The sequence below is a fragment of the Streptomyces sp. NPDC005402 genome (assembly GCF_040606575.1).
In the GTDB taxonomy this organism is placed as follows: domain Bacteria; phylum Actinomycetota; class Actinomycetes; order Streptomycetales; family Streptomycetaceae; genus Streptomyces.
Genome location: NZ_JBEXFB010000002.1, coordinates 494190 through 520064, shown reverse-complemented (window position 1 = coordinate 520064; position 25875 = coordinate 494190). Strand labels below are relative to the sequence as shown.

Sequence of the window (25875 nt, the reverse complement as noted above, 5' to 3'; positions counted from 1 at the left end):
CGCCTGTGAGTGGTACTTCCCCGGCTCTGAAGCCTCCCGCCGACGCGGCGCGACCTGTGCGCCACCCGGACGCTCCCGCGCCCGGTGAGCCGCTCGGTGCGCACTACGGCCAGTGTTTCGGCTGTGGCGGCGAGCAGCCCCACGGGCTGCACCTGGAGGCGCGGGCCGGCGAGGGGGTCTCGGTCACCGCCGAGTTCACCGTGCGCCCCGCACATCAGGGCGCTCCCGGACTCGCGCACGGCGGTGTGCTCGCGACCGCCCTCGACGAGACCCTGGGCTCGCTCAACTGGCTGCTGCGCACGATCGCCGTGACCGGACGCCTGGAGACCGACTTCGTACGGCCGGTGCCCGTCGGCACCGTGCTGTATCTGGAGGCCGAGGTGACCGCGGTCGCCGGGCGGAAGATCTACTCGACCGCCACCGGCCGGATCGGCGGCCCGCGGGGGCCCGTCGCGGTCCGCGCCGACGCCCTGTTCGTCGAGGTCAAGGTCGACCACTTCATCGACAACGGTCGTCCGGAGGAGATCCGGGCCGCCATGGACGACCCGGACCAGGTCCGCCGTGCCCGTGCCTTCGAGGTGAACCCGTGAGCCGTGCCCCCCTGAGCGTGCTGATCCGGCGCGTCGACCCCGACGTACCGCTTCCGTCGTACGCGCACCCCGGTGACGCGGGGGCCGATCTGCGGACCACCGAGAGCCGCGAACTCAAGCCCGGGGAGCGGGCCGTGCTGCCCACGGGGGTGTCTGTGGCGCTGCCGGAGGGGTACGCGGCCTTCGTGCACCCACGATCCGGTCTCGCCGCCCGCTGCGGTGTCGCTCTCGTGAATGCCCCAGGGACGGTTGATGCCGGGTACCGTGGGGAGATCAAGGTGATCGTGGTGAATCTCGACCCGCACGAGTCGGTGCGGTTCGAGCGTTTCGACCGGATCGCCCAACTCGTCGTCCAGCAGGTCGAGAGGGTCCGCTTCCAGGAGGTCGCGGAGCTTCCCGAGTCGGCGCGGGCCGAGGGGGGCTTCGGGTCCACCGGCGGTCACGCCGCCGTGGGCGACGGGGGCGATACAAGCGCTGAGGCCGCCGTGGGCGGCACAACGGGTGGGAATCGATACGCATCGGTCGTATCCGACCGGGAAGGACAGTGACGTGTTCGGACGTCGCAACAAGAAGGGTGCCGCCGAGGACGCGGCCGGCGAGGCCGAGCAGGTCGTCGACAGCGTCGGCACTGAGGCGGACGACGTAGAGCGCGAGCGCGTACGGCTGGAGCCGGAGCCGCGTCCCGACGGGCCCTGGGACGACACCGAGGTCCGCGACCCCGCCGAGGGCCGGGTGGACCTGGGTGGTCTGTTCGTCCCGGGTGTCGACGGCATGGAGCTGCGGGTCGAGGTCGCGGGCGACGCGATCGTCGCGGCCACCGTCGTCCTGCGTGACAGCGCCATCCAGCTCCAGGCCTTCGCCGCTCCCAAGCGCGAGGGCATCTGGGGCGAGGTGCGCGAGGAGATCGGCTCCGGCATCACCCAGCAGGGCGGCATCGTCGACGAGGTCGAGGGTCCGCTGGGCTGGGAGCTGCGCGCCCAGGTACCGGTGCAGCTGCCGGACGGCACGGGCGGCTTCCAGGTCGTGCGGTTCGTGGGTGTGGACGGTCCGCGCTGGTTCCTGCGCGGTGTGATCTCGGGACAGGGCGCGGTGCAGCCGCAGGCGGCCGGGCTCCTGGAGCAGATCTTCCGGGACACGGTCGTGGTCCGCGGCGAGGGCCCGATGGCGCCCCGCGACCCGATCGTCCTCAAGCTGCCGAACGACGCCCAGATGGTCCCCGAGGGTGTCCAGCAGCAGGACGAGGGCTCCCGCTTCTCCGGCGGCATGGGCCAGCTCCAGCGCGGACCGGAGATCACCGAGGTCCGGTAGTCGTACGACGTCGAGGGCCGTACCCCTTCCGGGGTGCGGCCCTTTGTCGTGCGCGGACCCTTGACGGCCGATTGGTCTGTACCTACCTTCTCCGCTCAACGCCTCTGTTCATAAAGGCGCTTTCCGTTCACATACGAGAACGAAAGGCCCCCACACGCATGCGCAGAACCGCACTCCTCACCGCCGCCGTCGCCCTCGTCGCCGGCGCCCTCACCTGGCCCGCCGAGGCCGCCCCCGCCACCTTCGTCCACCCCGGAGTCACCGTCTCCCAGGGGCAGTTGGACTTCGCCCGCGGCAAGGTGAACGCGGGTGCCCAGCCCTGGAAGAGCGCCTTCGACCAGATGCTGGCGAGCAAGTACGCCGATCTGAACCGCACGCCCAAACCGCGCGCGGTCGTCGAGTGCGGGTCCTACTCGAACCCCAACTACGGCTGCACCGACGAGCGCGAGGACGCGATCGCCGCCTACACCGACGCCCTCGCCTGGTACATCACCCGGGACGAGCGGTACGCCAGGAAGGCCATCCAGCTCATGGACGCCTGGTCGGCGGTGATCACGGACCACACCAACAGCAACGCGCCCCTGCAGACCGGCTGGGCCGGCTCCTCGTGGCCCAGGGCCGCCGAGATCATCAAGTACGCGTACACCGGGAGCTGGCCGAACTCCGGGCGCTTCGCGACCATGCTGCGGAACGTCTATCTGCCCGAGGTCATCAACGGCTCCAACTCCAACGGCAACTGGGAGCTGTCGATGATGGAGGCGGCCGTCGGCATCTCCGTCTTCCTGGAGGACAAGGTGTCGTACGACAAGGCCATGGCGAAGTTCCGCACCCGTACCGCGGCGTACGTGTACCTCGCCTCCGACGGCGATCTGCCGAGGACCGTGCCGAGTCAGAACCTCAACACCCGGGACAAGATCGTCGGTTACTGGCAGGGGCAGTCCACCTTCGTCACCGGGCTCACCCAGGAGACCTGCCGGGATTTCACGCACACCGGGTACGGCGTCTCCGCGATCTCGCACGTCGCCGAGACCAGCCGGATCCAGGGGCAGGACCTCTACGGCACCGACGTGGGCGAGCGGCTGCGGCAGGCGCTGGGGTTCCAGTCGAAGTACGAACTGGGGACGGCCGTGCCGAGCTGGCTGTGCGGCGGGTCGCTGAAGCTCGGGCTCGGGCCGGTCACGGAGGTCGGGTACAACGCGTTGCACAACAGGCTTGGCATGGGCATGACCAACACTCAGACGCTGACCGAGCGCAACCGTCCGGCGGGCAGCAACAACCTCTTCGTTGCCTGGGAGACGCTCACCCACGGAGACAACCCGAGCTGAAACCGTTGAAGGCCGGGCGCCGGGCGGTGATACTGGCGCCCGGTTTCCCGGGTCTGCGGGATGCACGGTTTCACGGGGGAGGACGCATGACTCAGGTGGTCACCGAGACCATGGTGCGGGTCGAGGACATCCACAGGTCGTTCGGCGAGGGGGCCGCCGCAGTGCACGCGCTGCGCGGGGTCTCCTTCGAGGTGCCGCGCAGTGAACTCGTCGCCCTCAAGGGGCGCTCGGGCTCAGGGAAGACCACGCTCCTCAACGTCGTCGGCGGACTCGACCGGCCCGACCGGGGGCGGGTCGTGCTCGACGGGGTGGACCTCGCCGGGTTGGACGAGGACGGGCTGCTGGCCCTGCGCCGGGACCGTATCGGCTTCGTGTTCCAGTCCTTCGGGCTCATCCCGATCCTGACCGCCGCCGAGAACGTCGGCGTGCCGATGCGGCTGCGCCGGATGGACGCACGCGCGCGTGAGGAGCGCGTCGAGTTGCTGCTGTCCCTGGTCGGCCTCGCGGACCATGCGAAGCAGCGGCCAGGTGAGCTCTCCGGCGGCCAGCAGCAGCGTGTCGCCATCGCCCGCGCCCTCGCCAACAACCCCGCCCTCCTCGTCGCCGACGAGCCGACCGGGCAACTGGACGCGGAGACCGGTCACGCCGTCATGGAACTGCTGCGGGCCGTCGTACGCAGTGAGAACGTCACCGCCCTGGTGGCCACCCATGACGCGACCCTGCTGGACCTGGCGGACCGGGTGCTGGAGCTGGGCGACGGGGAGATCGTGGCGCACTGAGGGGCGCCGTCGGTCCGCGCTTCTGGGCCGGCCGGCCGGGAGGGCGGACGGATGCGAGCGGGGTGCGCTCCCGGTCGCCTCATGACGCTCAGGCCCGCCGAGAACCTCGCCTGATACGGCGGCATGCACCCGGTTGCCCGTCCCTGTTCCTCGCCCGCACACCAGGCCCATGGCCGCCGAGCCCGCCTCCGCGGCCCCCCTCGGTTCCCGTCACGATGCCGGCGGACCCCGCGTCAGAGTTGCGTCAAAGAGCGCCCCCACACCGCTTCCGGCCCCCTTCGCCGGGATCGCCGGCCGTAAGGTCGACGCTGCGTATGCAGCATTGACCGGAAGACAATGGGCTCATGGGACGCGGCAGGCTTCGGATCTACCTCGGTGCGGCACCGGGCGTCGGCAAGACGTACGCGATGCTGTCCGAGGCGCACCGCAGGATCGAGCGGGGCACCGACTGCGTCGTGGGCTTCGTGGAGCACCACGGGCGGCCGCGTACCGAGGTGATGCTGCACGGGCTGGAGGAGATCCCGCGCAGGGAGGTCGAGTACCGGGACTCGGTCTTCACCGAGATGGACGTCGATGCCGTCCTGCGGCGGGCTCCCGCCGTCGCCCTGGTGGACGAACTCGCCCACACCAACATCCCGGGCTCACGCAACGCCAAACGCTGGCAGGACGTGGAGGAACTGCTCGCGGCCGGGATCGACGTGGTCTCGACCGTGAACATCCAGCATCTGGAGTCGCTCGGCGACGTCGTCGAGGCGATCACCGGGGTGCGGCAGCGGGAGACCGTGCCCGACGAAGTCGTACGGCGGGCCGATCAGATCGAGCTTGTCGACATGTCACCCCAGGCGCTGCGGCGGCGGATGGCGCACGGCAACATCTACCAGCCCGACAAGGTCGACGCGGCTCTGTCGAACTACTTCCGGCCCGGCAACCTCACCGCCCTGCGGGAGCTCGCACTGCTGTGGGTGGCCGACCGGGTCGACGAGTACCTCAAGCAGTACCGCAGCGAGCACCGGGTCTCGAAGATATGGGGGTCCAGGGAGCGGATCGTGGTCGGGCTGACCGGGGGACCGGAGGGGCGGACGCTGATCAGGCGGGCCGCGCGCCTGGCCGAGAAGGGCGCCGGCGGCGAGGTGCTCGCCGTCTACATAGCGCGCAGCGACGGTCTGACCTCCGCCTCGCCCAAGGAGCTCACCGTCCAGAGGACCCTCGTCGAGGACCTGGGAGGAACCTTTCACCACGTGGTCGGCGACGACATACCGGCCGCGCTGCTCGACTTCGCGCGCGGGGTCAACGCCACCCAGATCGTCCTCGGTTCCTCCCGCCGCAAGACCTGGCAGTACGTCTTCGGCCCCGGCGTCGGCGCCACCGTGGCCCGCGAGTCCGGGCCCGACCTGGACGTGCACATCGTCACCCACGAAGAGGTCGCCAAGGGGCGCGGACTGCCCGTCGCACGCAGCGCGCGGCTGGGGCGGGCCCGGATCCTGTGGGGCTGGCTGGTCGGACTGGCCGGCCCGGCGCTCCTGACGATCCTCCTCACCACCGTCGACCTCGGCCTCGCCAACGACATGCTGCTGTTCCTCGCGGTCGTCGTGGCCGCGGCCCTGCTCGGCGGACTCTTCCCCGCCCTCGCCTCGGCCGCGGTCGGCTCGCTGCTGCTGAACTACTTCTACACACCGCCCCTGCACCGCTGGACCATCGCCGACCCGAAGAACATCGTCGCCATCGTGATCTTCGTGGGCGTCGGCATCTCGGTGGCCTCCGTGGTCGATCTCGCCGCCCGCCGCACCCACCAGGCCGCCCGGCTGCGTGCCGAGTCGGAGATCCTGTCCTTCCTCGCCGGGAACGTCCTGCGCGGCGAGACCCGCCTGGAGGAACTCCTGGAGCGCGTCCGGGAGACCTTCGGCATGGAGTCGGCGGCCCTGCTGGAACGGGCGGGCGACGTCGAGCCGTGGACCTGCGCGGGCCGGGCGGGACTCGGACCACCCGTGCAGCGGCCGGAGGACGCCGACGTCGACATGCCGGTGGGCGACCACATGGCGCTCGCGCTCACCGGCCGGGTGCTGCCCGCCGAGGACCGCCGGGTGCTCGCCGCCTTCGCCGCCCAGGCCGCCGTCGTCCTGGACCGCCGCAGGCTCCAGGAGGAGGCCGACCAGGCCCGCACGCTGGCCGAGGGCAACCGCATCCGTACGGCGCTCCTGGCGGCCGTCTCGCATGATCTGCGGACCCCGCTCGCCGGGATCAAGGCCGCCGTCTCCTCGCTCAGGTCCGACGACGTGGCGTGGTCCGAGGAGGATCGGGCCGAACTCCTGGAGGGCATCGAGGAGGGTGCGGACCGGCTGGACCACCTGGTGGGCAACCTGCTCGACATGTCCCGCCTGCAGACCGGCACGGTCACCGCGATCATCCGCGAGATCGACCTCGACGAGGTGGTGCCGATGGCGCTCGGCGGGGTGCCCGACGGGAGCGTCGAGCTGGACGTCCCGGAGTCGCTGCCGATGGTCGCCGTCGACCCGGGGCTGCTGGAGCGGTCGGTGGCCAACCTGGTCGAGAACGCCGTCAAGTACAGCCCGCCCGGCGACCCCGTCCGGGTCTCCGCCAGCGCCATCGCCGACCGGGTCGAGGTACGGGTCGTGGATCGCGGACCCGGCGTCCCCGACGAGGCCAAGGAGCGCATCTTCGCGCCCTTCCAGCGCTACGGCGACGCCCCGCGCGGCGCCGGGGTAGGGCTCGGGCTCGCGGTGGCACGGGGTTTCGCGGAGGCCATGAACGGCACCCTCAACGCCGAGGACACGCCCGGGGGCGGCCTCACCATGGTGCTGACGCTCCGCGCGGCGCACCCGCACCCGGAGCTGCTCGTAGACCCCTTCGCAGAGGCAGAACCCGAAAGGCAGGCCACATGACCAGAGTGCTGGTCATCGACGACGAGCCGCAGATCGTGCGCGCCCTCGTGATCAACCTCAGGGCGCGCAAGTACGAGGTCGACGCGGCGCACGACGGCGCCACCGCGCTCCGGCTCGCCGCCGCCCGCCACCCCGACGTGGTCGTCCTCGACCTGGGCCTGCCCGACATGGACGGCGTCGAGGTGATCAGGGGGCTGCGCGGCTGGACCCGGGTGCCGATCCTCGTGCTGTCCGCCCGGCACTCCTCCGACGAGAAGGTCGAGGCGCTGGACGCGGGCGCCGACGACTACGTCACCAAGCCCTTCGGCATGGACGAGCTGCTCGCCCGCCTGCGGGCCGCCGTGCGGCGCGCCGAGCCCACCGGGGGCGGCGAGGACGACGTCCTGGTCGAGACCGACGAGTTCACCGTCGACCTGGCCGCCAAGAAGGTCCGCAAGCACGGCAGGGACGTCCGTCTCACCCCCACCGAGTGGCACCTGCTGGATGTGCTGGTCCGCAACACCGGCCGGCTGGTCGGCCAGAAGCAGCTCCTCCAGGAGGTCTGGGGGCCGTCGTACGGGACGGAGACGAACTACCTGCGGGTCTACATGGCCCAGCTGCGGCGGAAGCTGGAGGCGGATCCCTCGCATCCGAAGCACTTCGTCACGGAGCCGGGCATGGGATACCGGTTCGAACGCTAGTGCTGCGGGTACAACGCTGTCGGCGTACCCCGGTACGCTTTCGGATATGAGTGCTGTTCCTCGTTCCGAGAAGCCGGCGGGCCGGTTCCGGCGCATGCTCGACCGGCTGTCCTCGTCGCAGGAGGATCTGGAGTCCGAGGAGCTGCGGGAGGACACCGCGACCGCCGGCTGCACCCGGATCGGCGACTGTCACGACCGCCAGATCGTGACCGTTACTGGTACCTTGCGCACGGTCACCCTGCGACCGCGCGCGGGCGTCCCGGCCCTGGAGGCCGAGCTGTTCGACGGCTCCGCCGCCCTGGACGTGGTGTGGCTCGGCAGGCGCTCCATAGTCGGGATAGAACCGGGGCGCAAGCTGATCGCATCGGGCCGGATCTCGATGAGCCGGGGCCGCCGGGTGCTGTTCAATCCGAAATACGAACTCCGACCCGTGGGACGGGAGTAGCCGGTGACGTCTCTCGACAAGCCGACCGAAGACACCGAGGCCGACGACGCACGGGCGGTGACCGAGGCCGCCCTGTTCGAGGCCTTCGGCGGCGTCCGGGGCATGATCGAGACGGTTCTGCCGGGCCTGCTCTTCGTCACGATCTTCACGATCAACAAGGACCTGCACCTGTCGGCGATCGCCGCGCTCGCGGTGTCCCTGCTGCTGGTCGTGGTCCGCCTGGTCATGCGGGACACCGTCAAGCACGCCTTCAGCGGTGTCTTCGGCGTCGCCTTCGGTGTCGTCTTCGCGATGATGACGGGCAACGCCAAGAACTTCTATCTGCCGGGCATGCTCTACACGCTGGGCCTGGGCCTGGCGTACGTCATCACCACGCTCGCCGGCGTGCCGCTGATGGGGCTCATCCTCGGCCCGGTCTTCAAGGAGAACCTCTCCTGGCGGACCCGCAACCCCGGCCGCAAGAAGGCGTACGCCAAGGCCAGTTACGCCTGGGGCGGCATTCTGCTCGCCAAGTGCGCGATCCTGTTCCCGCTGTACTGGTGGGCCGACACCGCGCAGCTCGGCTGGGTCCTGGTCGCCCTGAAGATCCCGCCGTTCCTGCTCGCCGTCTGGCTCACCTGGGTCTTCCTCGCGAAGGCGCCGGCGCCCATCGACGTGTTCGCGGAGATGGAGGCCGAGGAGAAGGCCGAGGAGGAGCGCAAGGCGGCGCAGGCCGCGGAGCACGGGGACACGGAGGCCGCGGGCGGACGGCACCGGCGAGAAGCCTAGATCGCGCTACGACGACGGAGGGCGCCCTGCACACGCAGGGCGCCCTCCGTCGTCGTACCGCCTAGGAGGCTTCTTCCCGGCGTACCGAGAGCAGGTCCTCCAGCTGTTCCTCGCGGGCCTGGGCGGCCACGAACAGGAGTTCGTCGCCGGCCTCCAGGGAGTCCTCCTGGGACGGGGTGAGGACGCGCGTGCCGCGGATGATGGTGACCAGGGAGGTGTCCTCGGGCCACTCCACGTCGCCGACCGTCGTGCCGGCCAGGGCCGACTCCTCGGGCAGGGTCAGCTCGACCAGGTTCGCGTCGCCGTGGCTGAAGCGGAGCAGGCGGACCAGGTCGCCGACGCTCACCGCCTCCTCGACCAGGGCGGACATCAGACGCGGGGTGGAGACGGCGACGTCCACGCCCCAGGACTCGTTGAACAGCCACTCGTTCTTGGGGTTGTTCACCCGGGCGACGACGCGCGGGACGCCGTACTCCGTCTTCGCCAGCAGGGAGACGACGAGGTTGACCTTGTCGTCGCCGGTCGCGGCGATCGCGACGTTGCAGCGCTGGAGCGCGGCCTCGTCCAGGGAGGTGATCTCGCAGGCGTCGGCGAGCAACCACTCCGCCTGCGGGACGCGCTCGACCGAGATGGCGGTCGGCGCCTTGTCGATGAGAAGGACCTCGTGGCCGTTCTCCAGCAGTTCGCCCGCGATCGAGCGACCGACCGCGCCGGCACCGGCAATGGCGACCCTCATCAGTGACCGCCCTCCTCTTCGGGGCCCTCGGCGAAGGACGCCTCGACCTTCTCGATGTCGTCCGTGCGCATCATCACGTGGACCAGATCGCCCTCCTGCAGCACCGTCTGCGAGGTGGGCAGGATCGCCTCGCCGAGGCGGGTCAGGAACGCCACGCGGACGCCCGTCTCCTCCTGCATCTTGCTGATCTTGTGGCCGACCCAGGCGGTCGAGGCGTGCACCTCGGCCAGCTGGACCCCGCCGGTGGGATCGCGCCACAGCGGCTCCGCGCCGGACGGCAGCAGCCGGCGCAGCATCTGGTCCGCGGTCCAGCGGACCGTGGCCACCGTCGGGATGCCCAGGCGCTGGTAGACCTCGGCGCGCCGGGGGTCGTAGATACGGGCCGCGACGTTCTCGATGCCGAACATCTCGCGGGCCACGCGCGCGGCGATGATGTTGGAGTTGTCGCCGCTGGAGACCGCGGCGAAGGCGCCGGCCTCCTCGATGCCCGCCTCGCGCAGGGTGTCCTGGTCGAAGCCGACTCCGGTGACACGACGGCCGCCGAAACCGGAGCCCAGTCGTCGGAAGGCGGTGGGGTCCTGGTCGATCACGGCGACCGTGTGCCCCTGTTGCTCCAGGGTCTGGGCGAGAGCGGAACCCACTCTCCCGCAGCCCATGATGACGATGTGCACGACCGTCCTTCCGGTGTCAATAAGTACTGCTCAGCCACATCAGGGTCTCAGACCGACGCCCAAGCTACACACGCGCGGTAGGACGACGGCACCCCTGTGCACGGTTGCTCGTGACTTCCTGTCGCTCAGCGGCGGCTGATGCTGCGGACGCTCGCGAGAGTCAGGATTCCGAGGGCGACGAGGGCGGCTGCCGCGCCGATGAGCTCTGCGGTGGTGTGCATGGAACCTCCGGGGGCAGTTAAGGGGCGGGGTCTTGTCATATAGGCATGCCGCCGCGCTCACCTGCGGAATCCGTAGCCGGAGCGGGTCCGGATTTCACCCGGAGAGCAGATGCGGGGTGCCGGGTGGTTGTTCGCCCGTTCGAACGCCTACGCTTCTCTGTTGTGTCCAAACTGACCGACGTGCCCAAACGGATCCTGATCGGGCGCGCACTGCGCAGTGACCGCCTCGGGGAAACGCTCCTGCCGAAGCGCATCGCCCTTCCGGTGTTCGCCTCCGACCCGCTGTCGTCTGTGGCGTACGCGCCCGGCGAGGTGCTGCTGGTCCTGTCCATCGCGGGTGTGTCGGCGTACCACTTCAGCCCCTGGATCGCCGTGGCGGTCGTCGTGCTGATGTTCACGGTGGTCGCCTCCTACCGGCAGAACGTGCACGCCTACCCGAGCGGCGGCGGCGACTACGAGGTGGCCAACACCAACCTCGGCCCCAAGGCCGGCCTCACGGTCGCCAGCGCCCTGCTCGTCGACTACGTCCTCACGGTCGCCGTCTCCATCGCCTCCGGCATCGAGAACCTCGGCTCGGCGATCCCGTTCGTCGTCGAGCACAAGGTCCTCTGCGCGATCGCCGTGATCGTCCTGCTCACGCTGATGAACCTGCGCGGCATGAAGGAGTCCGGCTCGCTGTTCGCGATTCCGACGTACGTCTTCGTCACGGGCGTCTTCATCATGATCGCGTGGGGTGCGTTCCGCGGGCTGGTCCTCGGCGACACCATGCGGGCACCGACGGCGGAGTACCACATCAAGGCCGAGCACCAGGGCCTGGCCGGATTCGCCCTTGTCTTCCTGTTGCTGCGCGCCTTCTCCTCCGGCTGCGCCGCGCTCACCGGTGTCGAGGCCATCTCCAACGGCGTGCCGGCCTTCCGCAAGCCCAAGTCGAAGAACGCGGCGACCACGCTCGCGATGATGGGCCTGCTGGCCGTCACCATGTTCTGCGGGATCATCGCGCTGGCCATGGTCACCAAGGTCCGCATGGCCGAGAACCCGGCCGCCGACCTCATCCACAACGGTGTCGCCCTCGGTTCGGACTACGTCCAAAACCCGGTGATCTCCCAGGTCGCCGAGGCCGTCTTCGGCAAAGGCAGCTTCCTGTTCATCGTGCTGGCCGCGGCCACCGCACTGGTGCTGTTCCTCGCCGCGAACACCGCCTACAACGGCTTCCCGCTGCTCGGCTCGATCCTCGCCCAGGACCGCTACCTCCCGCGCCAGCTGCACACCCGCGGCGACCGCCTCGCCTTCTCCAACGGCATCGTGCTGCTGGCCGGCGCGGCCGGACTCCTGGTGTGGATCTACGGCGCCGACTCGACCCGGCTGATCCAGCTCTACATCGTCGGCGTGTTCGTGTCCTTCACGCTCAGCCAGACCGGCATGGTCCGGCACTGGAACCGCAACCTGGCCACCGAGAAGGACGCCGCGAAGCGCAGCCACATGATCCGCTCCCGCGCGATCAACGCCTTCGGTGCCTTCTTCACCGGGCTCGTCCTGGTCGTCGTCCTGGTCACCAAGTTCACCCACGGTGCCTGGGTGGCGCTGCTCGGGATGTGCATCTTCTACGCGACGATGACGGCGATCCGTAAGCACTACGACCGGGTCGCCGAGGAGCTCGCCGCACCCGAGGGCCCGAGCGACGACTCCCTGCGCCCTTCCCGCGTCCACTCCGTCGTCCTGATCTCCAAGATCCACCGCCCGGCGCTGCGGGCGCTGGCCTACGCCAAGCTGATGCGCTCGGACTCGTTGGAGGCTCTGAGCGTCAACGTCGACCCGGCCGAGACCAAGGCACTGCGCGCCGAGTGGGAGCGGCGCGGGATCGACGTACCGCTGAAGGTCCTGGACTCGCCGTACCGCGAGATCACGCGGCCGATCATCGACTACGTGAAGGGGCTCAGGAAGGAGTCCCCGCGTGACGCGGTGTCCGTGATCATCCCCGAGTACGTGGTCGGCCACTGGTACGAGCATCTGCTGCACAACCAGAGCGCGCTCAGGCTCAAGGGCCGGCTGCTGTTCACGCCGGGGGTCATGGTGACCTCGGTGCCGTACCAGCTCCAGTCCTCGGAGGCGGCGAAGCTGCGGGCCCGCAGGCGGCAGGAGTGGAGCGCGCCGGGTTCCGTGCGGCGCGGTCCGGCCGAGCGGGCGAAGGAGCCGTCGGCGCCGAAGTAGACTGGTGGGCTGTTGTCCTGGTGGGCTGTCGGCCCGCCTCTTCCCTTGACGTTGTGGAGTCACCCCGCCATGCAGGCAGAACCGAAGAAATCGCTGGTGGGGATGGAGTTCGAAGTCGAGGTCGGCCCCGTCGCCCACGGCGGGCACTGTATCGCCCGCACGGAGGACGGCCAGGTGCTGTTCGTCCGGCACACGCTGCCCGGTGAGCGGGTCGTGGCTCGCGTGACGGAGGGGGAGGAGGGCGCGCGTTTCCTGCGTGCGGATGCTGTCGAGGTCCTGGAGGCGTCCAAGGACCGCATCGAGGCGCCCTGCCCCTACGCCGGACCCGGCCGCTGCGGCGGCTGCGACTGGCAGCACGCGAAGCCGGGCGCGCAGCGGCGCCTCAAGGGGGAGGTCGTCGCCGAGCAGCTGAAGCGGCTCGCCGGTCTCACCCCCGAGGAGGCCGGCTGGGACGGCACGGTGCTGCCGGCCGAGGGCGACAAGCTGCCCGCGGGAGAGGTGCCCGCCTGGCGCACCCGCGTGCAGTACGCGGTGGACGCCGACGGCAACGCCGGTCTGCGCCGCCACCGTTCGCACGAGGTCGAGCCCATCGAGCACTGCATGATCGCCGCGCCCGGCGTGAGCGAGCTGGGCATCGAGGACCGCGACTGGTCGGGGATGGCCTCGGTCGAGGCGATCGCGGCGACCGGCTCCCAGGACCGCATGGTCATCCTGGAGCCCAAGCCGGGCGCCCGCCTGCCCCTCGTCGAACTCGACAAGCCCGTCTCCGTGATGCGCGTCGAGGAGCACGACGGCGGCATCCACCGCGTCCACGGCCGTGCCTTCGTGCGCGAGCGGGCCGACGGCCGCACCCACCGGGTGGGCAGCGGCGGCTTCTGGCAGGTCCACCCGCAGGCGGCCGACACCCTGGTGAAGGCGGTCATGCAGGGCCTGCTGCCGCGCAAGGGCGACATGGCGCTCGACCTGTACTGCGGCGTCGGGTTGTTCGCGGGCGCACTGGCCGACCGCCTCGGCGACAAGGGCGCGGTCCTCGGCATCGAGTCCGGCAAGCGCGCGGTCGAGGACGCCCGGCACAACCTCGCCGCCTTCGACCGGGTCCGCATCGAGCAGGGCAAGGTGGAGGCGGTGTTGCCGCGCACCGGCATCACCGAGGTCGACCTGATCGTCCTCGACCCGCCGCGCGCGGGGGCGGGGCGCAAGACGGTGGAGCACATGGCGTCCCTGGGCGCGCGGCGCATCGCGTACGTCGCCTGCGACCCGGCCGCGCTGGCGCGGGACCTGGGGTACTTCCGGGACGGGGGGTACCGGGTGCGGACGCTTCGGGTGTTCGATCTGTTTCCGATGACGCATCACATGGAGTGCGTGGCGATCCTGGAGCCTGCGGACAAGGGTGTATGACCTGCGGTTCTGTGGTCCGGGTGGGTCGCTCGACCTGTTTTTCTCCGTGTAGCGGGTCGGGCAGACGCACTGCTTGTTCAAACTCGCCCGACCTGCGGTTACAGGGTGTGGCGGGGTTCGTACGAATGATGTCGGTGACGCGCATTCATCATTCTTGACGCTCGAATGACGCTCGATTCGTGAGACTGAAGCAGGATCGCGTTGCTCGGCCGGCGAGGGGCGAGTGGGGCCGGCACGTGGCCCTCGTTCGCGACGCGTCGGCGTGACTGACGCCCACATGGGACAGCCGACAGCCGGCTTACGCAAAAGGCGCAAGCCGGTGATCGGTCATCACTTCCTCCGGCACTATCGGCGATGACGGAGCGCATGCCGGAGGAGTCTCACATCCGCTCCCGGGCCGTCCGGTCGCGGACGCTCAGGACGTCACCCGCACGGACTCGGTGCGACTCGGTGCGCGGCCCGTCCCGGGTGCTTTGATCCGCTTCAGCCGCCGATGGGCGTGACCCCTGAGGGAGCCGGGGCCAGTCGGTACCCGCCGTCTTCGCGTCGCACGTGTCCGGCGGTCGGCGGCGGGAAGTGGCTTCCCAGCAGGAGAGTTGACGTACCGGCCAGTGAGCCGAGCACCTGGTTCCGGGTCCTGGCCGCGAGTTCGGGAGCGACGTCCACACAGCTGCAGAGCTCCGGATGCGCCATCTGGACCGGGTGGTGGATGCTGTCGCCGGTGACCAGTGCGGTCTCGCCACGGCTGCTCAGTTCCACCGCTACCTGCCCCGGTGTGTGGCCGGGGGTGGGCAGCAGACGGATGCCCGGCGCGACGTCCGTGCCCTCGTCCGCGACATCGATGAGGTCGAACAGACCTGCCTCCCGGACGGGATGGACCGAGTCCCGGAACATCTGCCGACGCGCCTCCTCCATGTCGACCCCCGCCCAGTAGTCCCACTCGGTGCGTGAGGTGAGATAGCGCGCGTTCGGAAAGGTGGGCACCCAGGCGTCGCCCTCGGCACGCGTGTTCCACCCCACATGGTCGGCGTGGAGGTGGGTCAGGACCACGACGTCAACGCTCTCCGGCGCGAAGCCCGCTGCCCGTAGCCGTGCTTCGTAGTCGCTGTTCAGGTTGTGCCAGGCGGGGTTGGAGCGCCGCTTCCCGTTTCCGATGCCGGTGTCCACCAGCACCCGCATGCCGTCCACCTCGACGGCGAAGCTGTGACTCGCCAGGCGCAGGACGCCCTGTTCGTCGGCGAATTCGGGGCTCAGCCAGGGAGTCCGGCTCACGAGGCCGGTGGTTGCCCCGGGCAGCAGCCACGGACCGGTCTGGGCGGGCAGGACCACTTCGTCGATGCGTCGTACGGTGTGGTTGCCCACCGTCCAGGAAGAGGCGGGGGGTGTAGTGGACTTGGTCGTCTGCGATGAGGTGAACACGGCGACTTTCCTTATCTGTTATGGGTCGCGAGGACGGAGATGTCTGGAGCGGATGGGTCGGGTGAGGCGGATGTGTAGTTGCTCGTTGCCGGGCGGGAGTGGGCGTCCGGGGACGGTGTCCGGCGCCGACGGGCGCAGCGGCGCGGTCAGCGTCGCGACTGCGACGGTCGCCAGTACGGCCACGCAGCCGGCATGGGCCAGTGCTGCCGCACGCAGCCCGAAGCCGGCGGTGAGGGCGCCGGCGCCGATGGCGGGCAGACTCATCGCCAAGTAGCTGAGTAGGTAATAGGAGGCGAGCGTGCCGCCCTTCTCCCGGGCCGGTACCGAGTCGACGACCGCGCGCAGCGCACCCTGGGAGACGGCTCCGAAGCCGAACCCGGCCAGTGCCGCCCCGGTGAAGACAAGTACGGGTTCGGCGAGATAGAGGGCACCCAGGGTCGAGACGGCCGCCGGAATCACCGCGCAGCTCCCAAGAAGAGCGGAGGCGTCGGCACGCATCCTGCGTGTGAAGTACACCGTCGGGGCGGCGACGGCCGTCAGCGTGAAGAAGACCAGGCCGCCGGCGTATTCGGGTCCGTCGGGGAAGATGAGCCGTGTGAAGCCCGGCCCCAGGGACGAGTAGAAGCCGCCGAGTGCCCAGACGGCGATGACGCCGGCGCCGTTGAGCAGGAGAGCGTGGGCGGCCGCCGACGGCAGCACCGGGTGGGGCCGCGTCGAGCGCAGTGCTCCGGGACGGCGGCGGACGGTCTCGGACGTCGCGACCAGGGCGATGGCCTGCGCGGCGAACACGCCGATCAGGGCCGCGTACACCGTGATCGCCGGAGCGGGGGCGAAGCGCACCATGAGGGTGGCTGCCAGGACGCCGGCCGCCATGCCTGTCACCGGCGCGATGCTGTTGGCCAGAGCGGGGCGCCCCGGCCGGGCGGGCTCTTCGAGGTCGAGGAGAGCCGCACCTGCTGCGCTGGTCGCCGCGCCGGTCGCGATGCCCTGCAGCGCGCGGGCGCCGATCAGGGTGGTCAGGCCGTGGGCCGTCGCGAACAGTGCCATGGAGGCGACCTGGACCGCGAGCGCGCCCAGGAGCACGGGGCGGCGTCCGACATGGTCGGAAAGGGTTCCGGTCGTCAGCAGTGCGATCAGGAGTGCCAGAGCGTAGGCGCTGAAGACCACCGTGATGTCGAGGGCCGACAACTGCCACTGAGCCTGGTAGTGGGGGTACAGCGGGGTCGGCGCGCTGGATGCGGCGAGCAGCGCGATGAGGATCGAGGTGTGCAATGCGAACGGCAGGCGTCCGGATGGGGAGGTGCGGGGAGGCGCGAGGCCCGCGGGAACGCGCTGCATGAGAGTCCTTCCCGTGCTAAAAGCGATTGGTTTGCTTTAAGGCACCGTAGGTCCTATGATCGACTAAAGCAAATAATTCGCGTTTACGGTGGTCGGAGGTCCTGTACCCGCCCCGGCCCGTCGCGCCGCACAGATCCGCAAGGAAGCCATGACCAGCGAACTCACCCCCCAAGAGGCAGCCCGAGGGGCGCTGCGGGCGGGGCTCCCCCTCGGGGACGGCCGACATGAAGAGGTGGCCATGACGGCCAACTACATCCACTCCGTGATCAGTACGTTGCGCGAGCTCGATTTCGGCGAGACCCCTCCCGCATCCTTCTACCGAGCCGGACGGGGGAACGCCGATGCAACCGTTTGAGCTGTCGCTGACCGAAGCCTCCCGTGCGGTGCGCGCACGGGAGCTGTCCCCCGTCGAACTCACCGAATCGGTGCTCGCCCGTATCGCCGCCGTCGAAGGACGGCTGGGCGCCTACGTCACAGTCGCCGCCGACGCGGCCCTGGCCGCAGCGGTCCGCGCCGAACGGGAGATCTCCGGAAGCGGACCGCGCGGGCCGCTGCACGGGATCCCCATGGCGCTCAAGGATCTGATCGACGCAGAGGGGATACCCACCACGGCGAGTTCGCACGTCCGGACAGGGCACGTGGCGGAACGCGACAGTCGGGTGGCCGAACGGCTCGGCGCCGCCGGGGCCGTCCTCCTGGGTAAGACGCACACGCACGAGTTCGCCTACGGCCTGACCACTCCGCAGACGAACAACGCCTGGGATCACAGCCGGGTCGCGGGCGGGTCGAGCGGCGGCTCGGCGGTAGCTGTCGCCGCCGGCGGGGCGACGTTCGCCATGGGCACGGACACGGGCGGTTCCATCCGGGTCCCCGCGGCCCTGAACGGCGTGGTGGGCCTCAAGCCGACCTACGGCCTGGTCCCACGCACAGGCGTGACCTCGCTGTCCTGGTCCCTGGACCACGTGGGCCCTCTCGCCCGCACCGTCCAGGATGTCGCGCTGGTGCTGTCGGCGACCGCCGGCCACGACCCGCGCGACCCGGCGAGCGTGTCCGGCCCCATGCCGGACCGCTTCCCGGGAGGCGACCTGCGAGGACTGAAGGTCGGCGTACCCCGGAACCACTACTTCGACCGGGTCACGCCCGAGGTCGAGGAGTCCGTACGCGGCGCGATCGAGCGGCTGGCGGAGCTGGGGGCGGAGCTCGTCGACGTCGAGATCCCGATGGCGCGCTACATACAGGCCGTTCAGTGGGGGCTCATGGTTCCCGAGGCCACCGCGTACCACGAGCGGTCGCTGCGGGCCACCCCCGACCTGTATGCGGCGGACGTTCGCATCCTGCTGGAGGCCGGCGAACTCACCTCTGCGGGCGACTACCTCCGCGCCCAGCGGGCCCGCACCATGATGCGAGACGCCTGGGCTCGCATGTTCGACGGCATCGACGTCCTCGCCGCGCCGACGGTGCCGATGACCGCCGCCGAGGCGGGGCAGGAAGCCGTCGAGTGGGCCGATGGCACGACCGAGGCCGTGTCGGACAGCTACGTCCGCCTCTGTGCCCCCGCCAACATCACCGGCGTCCCGGCCCTCACCCTGCCGGTCGGTCACGACCGCGCCGGACTGCCGATCGGTATGCAGCTGATGGCGCGCCCCTTCCACGACGCGACGGTGCTCCGTGTGGGCCGGGTCTACGAGGAGTCGGTGGCCGGCGCGGGGCGGCTTGCTCCCCTCGCTGCCTGAGGGAAGGCGGATGTACAAACCGGCATGCGGTCGCGTCGCCGCAGGGCGTCCGCCCTGCTTGGATGCCCGGATACGCAGCCCTGCGGGTCGCCGGCACCGGCCAACGCCTAGAAGCAACAAATTCGCATTAAGGTGGATCGCGTGAGTCCCAAACCCATGGCCCGCCCCGGCGGGCGCAGCGCACGCGTACAGGAATCCGTCCATGCGGCGGTACGTGAACTCGTAGGGGAGGTGGGCCGCGACGCGCTCACGGTCCCGATGGTGGCCACTCGGGCGGGCGTGACCCCCTCCACGATCTACCGTCGTTGGGGCGACCTGCAGGAACTCCTTTCCGACGTGGCCGTTGAACGACTGCGCCCGGAAAGGGATCCGGCCGATCTCGGAAGCCTGCGGGCCGATCTCGACGCGTGGGCGGAGCAGTTCCTCGACGAGATGGCCTCGCCGCCCGGGCGTGCCTACATCCGGGACGCCCTGCTCGGCGCCCCCGACGGCACCAATGCCGGTCAGTGTTCGGCGTATGCCGCAGAGCAGATCGACGCCGTGTTGGCCCGTGCGGTGCAGCGGGGGGAGCCGGTGCCCGAGACGGAACTGCTGATCGACCGTGTCGTGGCGCCGATCATGTACCGCATCCTCTTCCGCCCTGGCCGACTGGACGCCGCATACGCGCGCGAGCTCGTGACGAACGCCGTGTACGCCCTGCAGATCGAGGCCGGCTCTCGTCCCACCCAGGCCGCCGCCCCGTGACGCTCGAAGCAACCCGACAGCTGACCACTTCGCTCATCGGGCGGTCTGGCCACCGGGCCGTGGAGGCCAAACGGCTGGCTGTACCGGCAGGGTCCTGAAATCCCCAGCAATGACCGATCCCAGGACGTAGCCCTGGGGCGTGACGCCCGTTTGACGCTCCGTGCGCACGAAGGAGCCTTCAGCGGAGCGGAAAATGACCCCTGACCTGGTGTTATGTGAGATCCATCCTGTCGGGACATCTTTCCGATGACGTCGCACGTGGAGTGCGTGGCGATTCCGGAGCCCTTAGAGAAGGGTGCCTGACCTGCGGATTGCGGTCTGGATGGTTCGCTCGACCTGTGCGGAGACCTGTCCATCACGGTCAACAGGTGTGAGGTCGGCAGCCGCGAGTTCCTCCGCATCACCCCAGGACGGCGCGGGCTTTTGACGGCTCTTGGGAAGGTGAGGCGCATGGAGTGCCGTCCTCGGGCAACGTGCGAGGAGTGACACGCGTCGGAATCATCGTCCTGACCTGGCTCGCCGCCGTCGCGGCGGCCGTGGCCTCGATCGGGGTCTCTCCCTACTGGCTGTTCGCCGCCACCCCGTTCGCGCTCCTGGCACTGCTGGGTTCCTGGGATCTGCTGCAGCCACGGCACTCGGTGCTGCGCAACTATCCGGTGCTGGGGCACGCCCGTTACCTCATGGAGCGGATCCGTCCAGAACTGCAGCAGTACTTCATTGAACGCAACTACGACGGGCGTCCCTTCGACCGGGACGTGCGCAGCATCGTCTACGAGCGCGCGAAGGGCACCGACGCGGAAGAGCCGTTCGGCACCGAGCAGGACGTGTACCAGCCCGGTTACGAGTTCCTCGTCCCCTCCATGGCGCCTCGTGCGGTGCCGGAGACGCCACCGCGGGTGCGTATCGGTGGTCCCGACTGCGCCCGCCCCTACGACATGGCGCTGCTGAACGTGTCGGCGATGAGCTTCGGCTCACTGTCGGCCAACGCGATCCTGGCACTGAACGGGGGCGCCGCGGCCGGAGGCTTCGCCCATGACACCGGTGAGGGCGGCCTGTCGGAGTACCACCTGCGTCCGGGGGGCGACCTCGTCTGGGAGATCGGCACCGGGTACTTCGGCTGCCGCACCGAGAAAGGCGACTTCGACGCGGCCGAGTTCGCGGACAAGGCCGCGCACGACCACGTCAAGTGCGTGTCCCTGAAGCTCTCCCAGGGAGCCAAACCCGGAATCGGGGGAGTGCTGCCGGGAGCCAAGGTCAACGCGGAGATCGCCCGGGTCCGGGACGTGCAGGAAGGACAGACGATCGTCTCACCGCCGTACCACCGCGTCTTCTCGACCCCGCGTGAACTCGTCCGTTTCATCGCCCACATGCGGGAGTTGTCCGGAGGGAAGCCCGCGGGCTTCAAACTCTGTGTGGGCTCGCGCCGACAGTTCCTCGCCGTGTGCAAGGCCATGCTGGAGGAAGGGACGGCACCCGACTTCATCGTCGTGGACGGAGCTGAGGGCGGGACCGGTGCCGCGCCGCTGGAGTTCGCGGACCACGTGGGTGCCCCGCTCACCGAGGGGCTGCTCACGGTGCACAACGCCCTCGTCGGCGCGGGTCTGCGCGACCGGGTGAGGATCGGTGCGAGCGGCAAGATCGCCACCGGTACCGACCTGGTCAAACGCATGGTGCAGGGCGCCGACTACGGCAACGCGGCCAGGGCGATGATGTTCGCCGTCGGCTGCATACAGGCCCAGCGGTGCCATACCAACACTTGCCCCACCGGTGTCACGACCCAGGACCCGCGCCGGGCCCGCGCCCTCGACGTCGGGGACAAGACGCCGCGGGTACAGCGCTTCCAGGAGGCGACCGTGGCCGGCGCGCTGCAGATCATGGCGTCCATGGGCGTCACCGATCCCGCGGAGCTGCGTCCGCACATGCTCCACCGGCGCGTGGACCCCTGCACCGAACGTTCCTACGCGGAGCTGTACGAGTGGCTCGCGCCAGGGCAGTTGCTCGCCGAGCCGCCCGCCTCGTGGGCGGCCGACTGGCAGGCCGCCGATCCCGACCGCTTCACCGTGTGACCCCGACCGCTTCACCGTGCGACCTGGAGGACGCAAGTGGCCCGTACCGTTGCCCGAGTCATCGTGGACGCCCTGAGCGAACTCGGCGTGCGCCAAGTCTTCGGCGTCGTGGGAGACGCCCTCAACCCCGTCACGGACGCCATCCGCACCACGGAAAACCTCGAATGGGTGGGGTGCCGGCACGAGGAGGCGGCTGCGTTCGCCGCGAGCGCCCAGTCGCAGCTCACCGGGACCGTCGGTGTGTGCATGGGCACGGTCGGACCGGGTTCCGTGCACCTGCTCAACGGCCTCTACGACGCGGCCAAGTCGCACGCCCCGGTGCTGGCGATCGCCGGCCAGGTGCCGCTCGCCGAACTCGGCAGCGACTACTTCCAGGAGGTCGACAACGACGCGCTCTTCAGTGACGTGGCCGTCTTCCGCGCGACCGTCACCTCTCCCGGCCAGCTCCCGCAGATGCTGGAGACGGCCGTCCGCACCGCGCTGGGCCGCAAGGGCGTCGCCGTCCTCACCGTGCCGGGCGACCTGGGCGACCAGGAGCTGACCGACGACCGGCCGGCCCGGTTCTCCCTGAACGCTCCGGTCAGCCGGCCCGACGACTCCGCCGTCCGTCGCGCCGCCGAACTCCTCGACCGTGCCGAACGCGTCACCCTGCTCGTCGGGGAGGGCGCCCGCGCCGCTCGCGACGACGTCCTCACCCTCGCCGACCGGCTGGCCGCGCCGATGGTGCTCACCCTGAAGGCCAAGGCGGGCTTCGAGGGCGACGCCAACCCCTTCCAGGTGGGGCAGACGGGGCTGATCGGCAACCCCGCGGCGGCGTCCGCCCTCCAGGACGCGGACACGCTCCTGCTGCTCGGCACCGACTTTCCCTACCGGGACTGGTATCCCGAGGGACGCACGGTCGTCCAAGTGGACACCGACGCCACCCACATCGGACGCCGGGTCCCGGTGGACGTCGGGCTCGTGGGCGACACCGGTGCCACGGTGCGCGACCTCCTGGGCCATCTCGCCACCGCGTCGGCCGGCACCGAGGGGGCGCGCGACCGCTCGCACCTGGAGAAGGCGCGTGAGCGCTTCGACCGGTGGCGCGACGGCCAGGCCCGGCTCGCGGACCCGCAGCACGACAAAGGGCTCGTGGGACGCGTCCGTTCCGCCCTGGACAACCGCGGGAACGACATCCGCCCCGAGGCGCTGGCCGCCGTCGTGGACCGAGTGGCGGCCGACGACGCGGTCTTCACCTCCGACACCGGCATGGCCACGGTATGGCTCTCGCGTTTCGTCGAGATGCGGGGCGAGCGGCGGCTCATCGGCTCCTACAACCTCGGATCGATGGCCAACGCCATGCCGCACGCCCTGGGCGCCCAGTGCCTGGACCGGGACCGCCAGGTGGTGGCCTTCTGTGGCGACGGTGGGCTGAGCATGTTGCTCGGCGATCTCATGACCCTGAAGACGTACCGCCTCCCGGTCAAGCTCGTCGTCTTCGACAACCGGCGCCTGGGCATGGTGAAACTGGAACAGGAACAGGCCGGGCTGCCGGAGTTCGGCACCGTGCTCGACAATCCCGACTTCGCCGCCGTGGCCCAGGCCATGGGCATCCCCGGCATCCGCGTGACGGATCCCGCCGAACTCGAGGACAGTGTGCGCCGGGCGTTCCGCACCGAGGGCCCGGTCCTCCTCGACGTCCTCACCAACCCCGACGAGGTCGCCGTTCCCGCCAAACCGTCCGTCGAGCAGGGCTGGGGTTTCGCGGTGGCCAAGGTGAAGGAGGTCGTGCGCAGCCACGGAGAGTCAAACGGGCGCTGAAAGTCACCGCACTTCGCGGTGTGCGCGATCCTTCGCCGTCCCCTGCTGCGTCGGCGTGATGAAGCGGTTCTTCCGTGACACTTCCTGGGCCGGGCCGTCCACGTGCCCCGGCGTCCGCGGGAGGAACGGTCCGAGCTGACGGGTCTTCCGGAGGAAGAGGTCGTCGAGGCCCAGCTCGCCTCCAACGGATCACCTGGGCGCGGAGATCAGCGGAAGTGAGGACGGCGAGGCCGCGCCGGCGGACTTCACCGGAGACGAGGACGCGGCCGTCCCCCTGGTCGAGGACTTCCACGTGCTCGCCCCGATGGTCGCCGAATTGGACGAACGCGACCGGCAGATCACTCACTGGCGGTTCGTCGACGAACCATCCCAGGCCCGGATCGGTGAACGCCTCGGCATCCTGCAGATGCACGTCTCCCGGCTGATCACCCGCCTCCTGGCCCGTCTGCGCGCCGACATGCTCAGCACCCACTGACGGCGGAGAGGGCGATCCGGTACCGGCTCATTCCCCGTGACACCAGTGATCGGGCTTGGCCAGCTCGGCGTTGAACTGGGCGCCGACCAGAAGTGCCAGGTTGGACAGCCACAACCAGACCAGGAAGACCACGACGCCCGCGAGTGAGCCGTACAGACGGTTGTACGTGCCGACATGCGAGGTGTACAGGGCGAAGCCGAGCGAGACGGCCAGCAGGAGGGCCACCGCCAAGGTGCCACCGGGCGCCATCCGGCCGACGGGGCGGGAGCACGCCGGGCCCGAACGGTACAGAACGAGGACCAGGGCGACCGCGACCGCGGCGATGACCGGCCACCGCAGTGTGTCCCAGGCGGCCTGCGGTCCGGTGCCGAGATCCAGCGCACTGCCCAGACGCTGGACGAGGCTGCCGCTGAGCAGCAGTGCCAGGGTCGACGCCAGGAGCAGGGCGAGCAGCACCAGGGCCGTGGCGACGATGCGCGGAGCGGTACGCCAGACCGGCCGGTCCGCGTCGATGCCGTGCATGGCGTACAGCGCCCGACGGAAGACGCTCAGATAGCTGCACCCCGACCACAGGGCACCCGTCCCTCCGGCGAAGATCAGCGTCCAGGCCGTCGACGACTGGTCGGCCATCTCCCGCAGGGCGCCGCGCAGCAGGACACGGGATGCGGCCGGGGTGGCCTGCACCATGCGGTCGATGACCCCCGGCTCGGCGGTGGGCAGGACCAGGCCGAGAATCGAGAGGACCACCAACAGCGACGGGAACAGGGCCAGCACCGCGTAGTAGGTCAGCGCCGCGGCCCAGTCCGTGACGTCGTCGTTCCAGACGGTCACCGGCGTCCGGCGCAACGCCGCCCACCATCGGGCCGTGCGACCGTCTGCGTCATCCACGGCAGGACTCTCTTGTCGTTCGGGGCGGAGAAGACGGCGTCGTAGGAGTGTCACGGTGGCCGTGCAGCCCGGTGCGTTTCACAGGAAGCGCCGGATCGGTCCGACCGCGCGTTCCTCGACGCGTTGCCACACGGCCCGCCGTCTCCACCGGTGCAGGTCGATGTCCACACTGTGCTCGAGGTCCGCCTCGTAGTCCCGGTCGAGGCAGGCGGTGAACTCCTCGTCCAGGACGGCGAGCATCACCTCTTCGTCGTGGTCCATGGACCGGCGGTTGAAGTTGGTGGATCCGATGAGCGAGGCCACCGAGTCCACGGTGATGATCTTGGCGTGCATCATGGTCGGCTGGTACTGACGTATGTGCACCCCGGCCCGCAACAGGCGCGTGTAGTGGTGCTGGCCGGCCAGTTGGCAGGCGCGCTGGTCGGTGTGGGGGCCGGGCAGCAGGATCTCGACGCGCACGCCCCGTCGGGCGGTCTCGCACAGGAGGTCGATGAAGTAGGCGTCCGGGGCGAAGTAGGCGGTGGCCAGCCGGAAGCGTTCCTCGGCGGAGCTGAGCATGATCCGGATGAGCGTCTGCATGTCCTGCCAGCCGATGCTCGCGGAGCCGCGGACGACCTGCACCACCGAGGAGCCCACCTGCGGGTGATCCGTGAAGCGGTCCCGGGTGTCGAAGAGTTCGTCGTGGCACTCGGCCCAGTTCTGCGCGAACGCGGCCGCGATGCCGTCGACGGCCGGACCGCGCACCTGGACGTGCGTGTCCCGCCACTCGGCGGGGTTGCGCGCGTCGCCGCACCATTCCTCCGCGATACCGACGCCGCCGGTGAAGGCGGTGCCCTCGTCGACGATGAGGGCCTTGCGGTGGCAGCGGTGATTCTGCTTGAACGGCGACAGCCACGCGGGTTTGCGGAACCAGGCCACCTGCACGCCCGCGGCGCTCATGAGATCCAGCAACCGCCGCTCGATCTCCTTGGCGCCGAAGCCGTCGAGCAGCAGTCGCACCCGTACCCCCGCGCGGGCGCGCTCGGCCAGCGCGTCGGCGAAGTCGTGGGCGATCTGCCCCCGCCAGTACACGAACGTCATCATGTCGATGGTGTGCCGGGCCGAACGGATCGCCCCGAGCATCGCGGGGAAGATCTGATCGCCGTTGCGCAGGGGCACCAGGTCGTTGCCCTCGGTGGCGGCCACGCCGATCAATCGCTCCAGGCGACGGCGCAGACGCTGCTTGCGCGCCTCCGGGTCGGGAGCGGTGTCCTGTGAGGGAGGTGCGGTTATGCCGCCGAGTGTCACGCCGGATCTCCGAAGGGGTCGTGAAGCGGGAACGTCACGGGGCCGAATCGAGCCCGAACAACCACCTTCCCGGTGGACCCCGCGGCACACGATTAC

The 25875-nt window shown here is 70.1% G+C and carries 22 protein-coding genes and 1 pseudogene; 17 read left to right on the top strand and 6 right to left on the bottom strand.

Features of this window, described 5'->3' with window-relative positions; genetic code table 11:
* Window positions 1-5 precede the first annotated feature (5 nt).
* The 9 genes from ABZT02_RS05320 to ABZT02_RS05280 all read left to right on the top strand — a co-directional run bounded on the left by ABZT02_RS05320 (window position 6) and on the right by ABZT02_RS05280 (window position 8795).
* Window positions 6-590: a PaaI family thioesterase gene (locus tag ABZT02_RS05320; RefSeq protein ID WP_356014393.1), complete on the top strand. Its 585-nt coding sequence runs from the start codon at window positions 6-8 to the stop codon at window positions 588-590.
* On the top strand, window positions 587-1138 hold the full coding sequence (gene dut, locus ABZT02_RS05315) for a dUTP diphosphatase (RefSeq protein ID WP_356014391.1): 552 nt from the start codon (window positions 587-589) through the stop codon (window positions 1136-1138). Before ABZT02_RS05320 ends, dut begins: the two co-directional genes overlap by 4 nt.
* Before the next feature lies 1 nt (window position 1139).
* A complete protein-coding gene (locus ABZT02_RS05310) occupies window positions 1140-1898 on the top strand; it encodes a DUF3710 domain-containing protein (protein ID WP_356014389.1) in 759 nt (252 codons plus the stop codon).
* A gap of 158 nt (window positions 1899-2056) precedes the next feature.
* On the top strand, window positions 2057-3223 hold the full coding sequence (locus tag ABZT02_RS05305; protein WP_356014386.1) for an alginate lyase family protein: 1167 nt from the start codon (window positions 2057-2059) through the stop codon (window positions 3221-3223).
* Window positions 3224-3309: 86 nt separating this feature from the next.
* Window positions 3310-4002, top strand: coding sequence for an ABC transporter ATP-binding protein (locus tag ABZT02_RS05300; RefSeq protein ID WP_356014385.1), 693 nt, complete (start codon window positions 3310-3312; stop codon window positions 4000-4002).
* Between the two features lie 344 nt (window positions 4003-4346).
* A complete protein-coding gene (locus ABZT02_RS05295) occupies window positions 4347-6902 on the top strand; it encodes a sensor histidine kinase KdpD (protein ID WP_356014384.1) in 2556 nt (851 codons plus the stop codon).
* On the top strand, window positions 6899-7582 hold the full coding sequence (locus ABZT02_RS05290) for a response regulator (protein ID WP_356014382.1): 684 nt from the start codon (window positions 6899-6901) through the stop codon (window positions 7580-7582). The genes ABZT02_RS05295 and ABZT02_RS05290 overlap by 4 nt, the downstream gene beginning before the upstream one ends.
* A 46-nt stretch (window positions 7583-7628) precedes the next feature.
* The gene (locus ABZT02_RS05285) at window positions 7629-8027 is read left to right on the top strand and encodes an OB-fold nucleic acid binding domain-containing protein (protein ID WP_356014379.1); all 399 of its coding nucleotides are present in this window, start codon (window positions 7629-7631) and stop codon (window positions 8025-8027) included.
* 3 nt (window positions 8028-8030) lie between these two features.
* Entirely contained in the window at window positions 8031-8795 is a 765-nt protein-coding gene (locus ABZT02_RS05280; protein WP_356014377.1) for a DUF3159 domain-containing protein, read from the top strand.
* 61 nt (window positions 8796-8856) lie between these two features.
* Here ABZT02_RS05280 and ABZT02_RS05275 read toward each other — a convergent pair whose 3' ends face one another.
* Window positions 8857-9531 (bottom strand): TrkA family potassium uptake protein, encoded by a 675-nt coding sequence (locus tag ABZT02_RS05275; protein WP_037901645.1) that lies wholly within the window; start codon window positions 9529-9531, stop codon window positions 8857-8859.
* Window positions 9531-10202 (bottom strand): TrkA family potassium uptake protein, encoded by a 672-nt coding sequence (locus ABZT02_RS05270; RefSeq protein WP_007385233.1) that lies wholly within the window; start codon window positions 10200-10202, stop codon window positions 9531-9533. The genes ABZT02_RS05275 and ABZT02_RS05270 overlap by 1 nt, the downstream gene beginning before the upstream one ends.
* Before the next feature lie 383 nt (window positions 10203-10585).
* On the opposite strand from ABZT02_RS05270, the gene ABZT02_RS05265 reads away from it, so the two are divergent.
* Together ABZT02_RS05265 and ABZT02_RS05260 are read left to right on the top strand one after the other, a co-directional pair.
* Entirely contained in the window at window positions 10586-12631 is a 2046-nt protein-coding gene (locus tag ABZT02_RS05265) for an APC family permease (RefSeq protein WP_356014376.1), read from the top strand.
* Window positions 12632-12700: 69 nt separating this feature from the next.
* Entirely contained in the window at window positions 12701-14029 is a 1329-nt protein-coding gene (locus ABZT02_RS05260) for a class I SAM-dependent RNA methyltransferase (RefSeq protein ID WP_356014375.1), read from the top strand.
* 483 nt (window positions 14030-14512) lie between these two features.
* Here ABZT02_RS05260 and ABZT02_RS05255 read toward each other — a convergent pair whose 3' ends face one another.
* Together ABZT02_RS05255 and ABZT02_RS05250 are read right to left on the bottom strand one after the other, a co-directional pair.
* A complete protein-coding gene (locus ABZT02_RS05255) occupies window positions 14513-15448 on the bottom strand; it encodes an MBL fold metallo-hydrolase (RefSeq protein WP_356014373.1) in 936 nt (311 codons plus the stop codon).
* An 18-nt stretch (window positions 15449-15466) separates the two neighbouring features.
* The gene (locus tag ABZT02_RS05250) at window positions 15467-16786 is read right to left on the bottom strand and encodes an MFS transporter (RefSeq protein WP_356014371.1); all 1320 of its coding nucleotides are present in this window, start codon (window positions 16784-16786) and stop codon (window positions 15467-15469) included.
* 148 nt (window positions 16787-16934) lie between these two features.
* On the opposite strand from ABZT02_RS05250, the gene ABZT02_RS05245 reads away from it, so the two are divergent.
* From ABZT02_RS05245 to ABZT02_RS05220, 6 genes and pseudogenes are all read left to right on the top strand, one after another.
* A complete protein-coding gene (locus ABZT02_RS05245; protein ID WP_356014369.1) occupies window positions 16935-17141 on the top strand; it encodes a hypothetical protein in 207 nt (68 codons plus the stop codon).
* Window positions 17128-18519 carry an amidase gene (locus ABZT02_RS05240; protein ID WP_356014367.1) on the top strand — a complete coding sequence of 464 codons (1392 nt, stop codon included), beginning with the start codon at window positions 17128-17130 and terminating at the stop codon, window positions 18517-18519. The genes ABZT02_RS05245 and ABZT02_RS05240 overlap by 14 nt, the downstream gene beginning before the upstream one ends.
* Before the next feature lie 156 nt (window positions 18520-18675).
* Window positions 18676-19263 (top strand): TetR/AcrR family transcriptional regulator, encoded by a 588-nt coding sequence (locus ABZT02_RS05235; RefSeq protein ID WP_356014602.1) that lies wholly within the window; start codon window positions 18676-18678, stop codon window positions 19261-19263.
* A 482-nt stretch (window positions 19264-19745) separates the two neighbouring features.
* Window positions 19746-21329 (top strand): FMN-binding glutamate synthase family protein, encoded by a 1584-nt coding sequence (locus ABZT02_RS05230; RefSeq protein WP_356014365.1) that lies wholly within the window; start codon window positions 19746-19748, stop codon window positions 21327-21329.
* Between the two features lie 36 nt (window positions 21330-21365).
* A complete protein-coding gene (locus tag ABZT02_RS05225) occupies window positions 21366-23129 on the top strand; it encodes a thiamine pyrophosphate-dependent enzyme (RefSeq protein ID WP_356014363.1) in 1764 nt (587 codons plus the stop codon).
* Between the two features lie 129 nt (window positions 23130-23258).
* A pseudogene (locus ABZT02_RS05220) lies at window positions 23259-23604 on the top strand (sigma factor-like helix-turn-helix DNA-binding protein); the annotation flags it as partial.
* 27 nt (window positions 23605-23631) lie between these two features.
* Here ABZT02_RS05220 and ABZT02_RS05215 read toward each other — a convergent pair.
* Both ABZT02_RS05215 and ABZT02_RS05210 read right to left on the bottom strand, forming a co-directional pair.
* The gene (locus tag ABZT02_RS05215) at window positions 23632-24492 is read right to left on the bottom strand and encodes a YihY/virulence factor BrkB family protein (protein ID WP_356014362.1); all 861 of its coding nucleotides are present in this window, start codon (window positions 24490-24492) and stop codon (window positions 23632-23634) included.
* Window positions 24493-24570: 78 nt separating this feature from the next.
* Window positions 24571-25779: a phospholipase D-like domain-containing protein gene (locus tag ABZT02_RS05210; RefSeq protein ID WP_356014360.1), complete on the bottom strand. Its 1209-nt coding sequence runs from the start codon at window positions 25777-25779 to the stop codon at window positions 24571-24573.
* Between the last annotated feature and the right edge of the window lie 96 nt (window positions 25780-25875).

What these genes read in the sequence shown, in the direction of transcription:
- ABZT02_RS05240 (WP_356014367.1), top strand. Translation starts at nt 17,128, where the DNA reads ATGCAACCGTTTGAGCTGTCGCTGACCGAAGCCTCCCGTGCGGTGCGC.
- ABZT02_RS05250 (WP_356014371.1), bottom strand. Translation starts at nt 16,786, where the DNA reads ATGCAGCGCGTTCCCGCGGGCCTCGCGCCTCCCCGCACCTCCCCATCC.
- ABZT02_RS05290 (WP_356014382.1), top strand. Translation starts at nt 6,899, where the DNA reads ATGACCAGAGTGCTGGTCATCGACGACGAGCCGCAGATCGTGCGCGCC.
- ABZT02_RS05275 (WP_037901645.1), bottom strand. Translation starts at nt 9,531, where the DNA reads ATGAGGGTCGCCATTGCCGGTGCCGGCGCGGTCGGTCGCTCGATCGCG.
- ABZT02_RS05300 (WP_356014385.1), top strand. Translation starts at nt 3,310, where the DNA reads ATGACTCAGGTGGTCACCGAGACCATGGTGCGGGTCGAGGACATCCAC.
- ABZT02_RS05285 (WP_356014379.1), top strand. Translation starts at nt 7,629, where the DNA reads ATGAGTGCTGTTCCTCGTTCCGAGAAGCCGGCGGGCCGGTTCCGGCGC.
- ABZT02_RS05260 (WP_356014375.1), top strand. Translation starts at nt 12,701, where the DNA reads ATGCAGGCAGAACCGAAGAAATCGCTGGTGGGGATGGAGTTCGAAGTC.
- ABZT02_RS05235 (WP_356014602.1), top strand. Translation starts at nt 18,676, where the DNA reads ATGGCCCGCCCCGGCGGGCGCAGCGCACGCGTACAGGAATCCGTCCAT.
- ABZT02_RS05245 (WP_356014369.1), top strand. Translation starts at nt 16,935, where the DNA reads ATGACCAGCGAACTCACCCCCCAAGAGGCAGCCCGAGGGGCGCTGCGG.
- ABZT02_RS05295 (WP_356014384.1), top strand. Translation starts at nt 4,347, where the DNA reads ATGGGACGCGGCAGGCTTCGGATCTACCTCGGTGCGGCACCGGGCGTC.
- ABZT02_RS05305 (WP_356014386.1), top strand. Translation starts at nt 2,057, where the DNA reads ATGCGCAGAACCGCACTCCTCACCGCCGCCGTCGCCCTCGTCGCCGGC.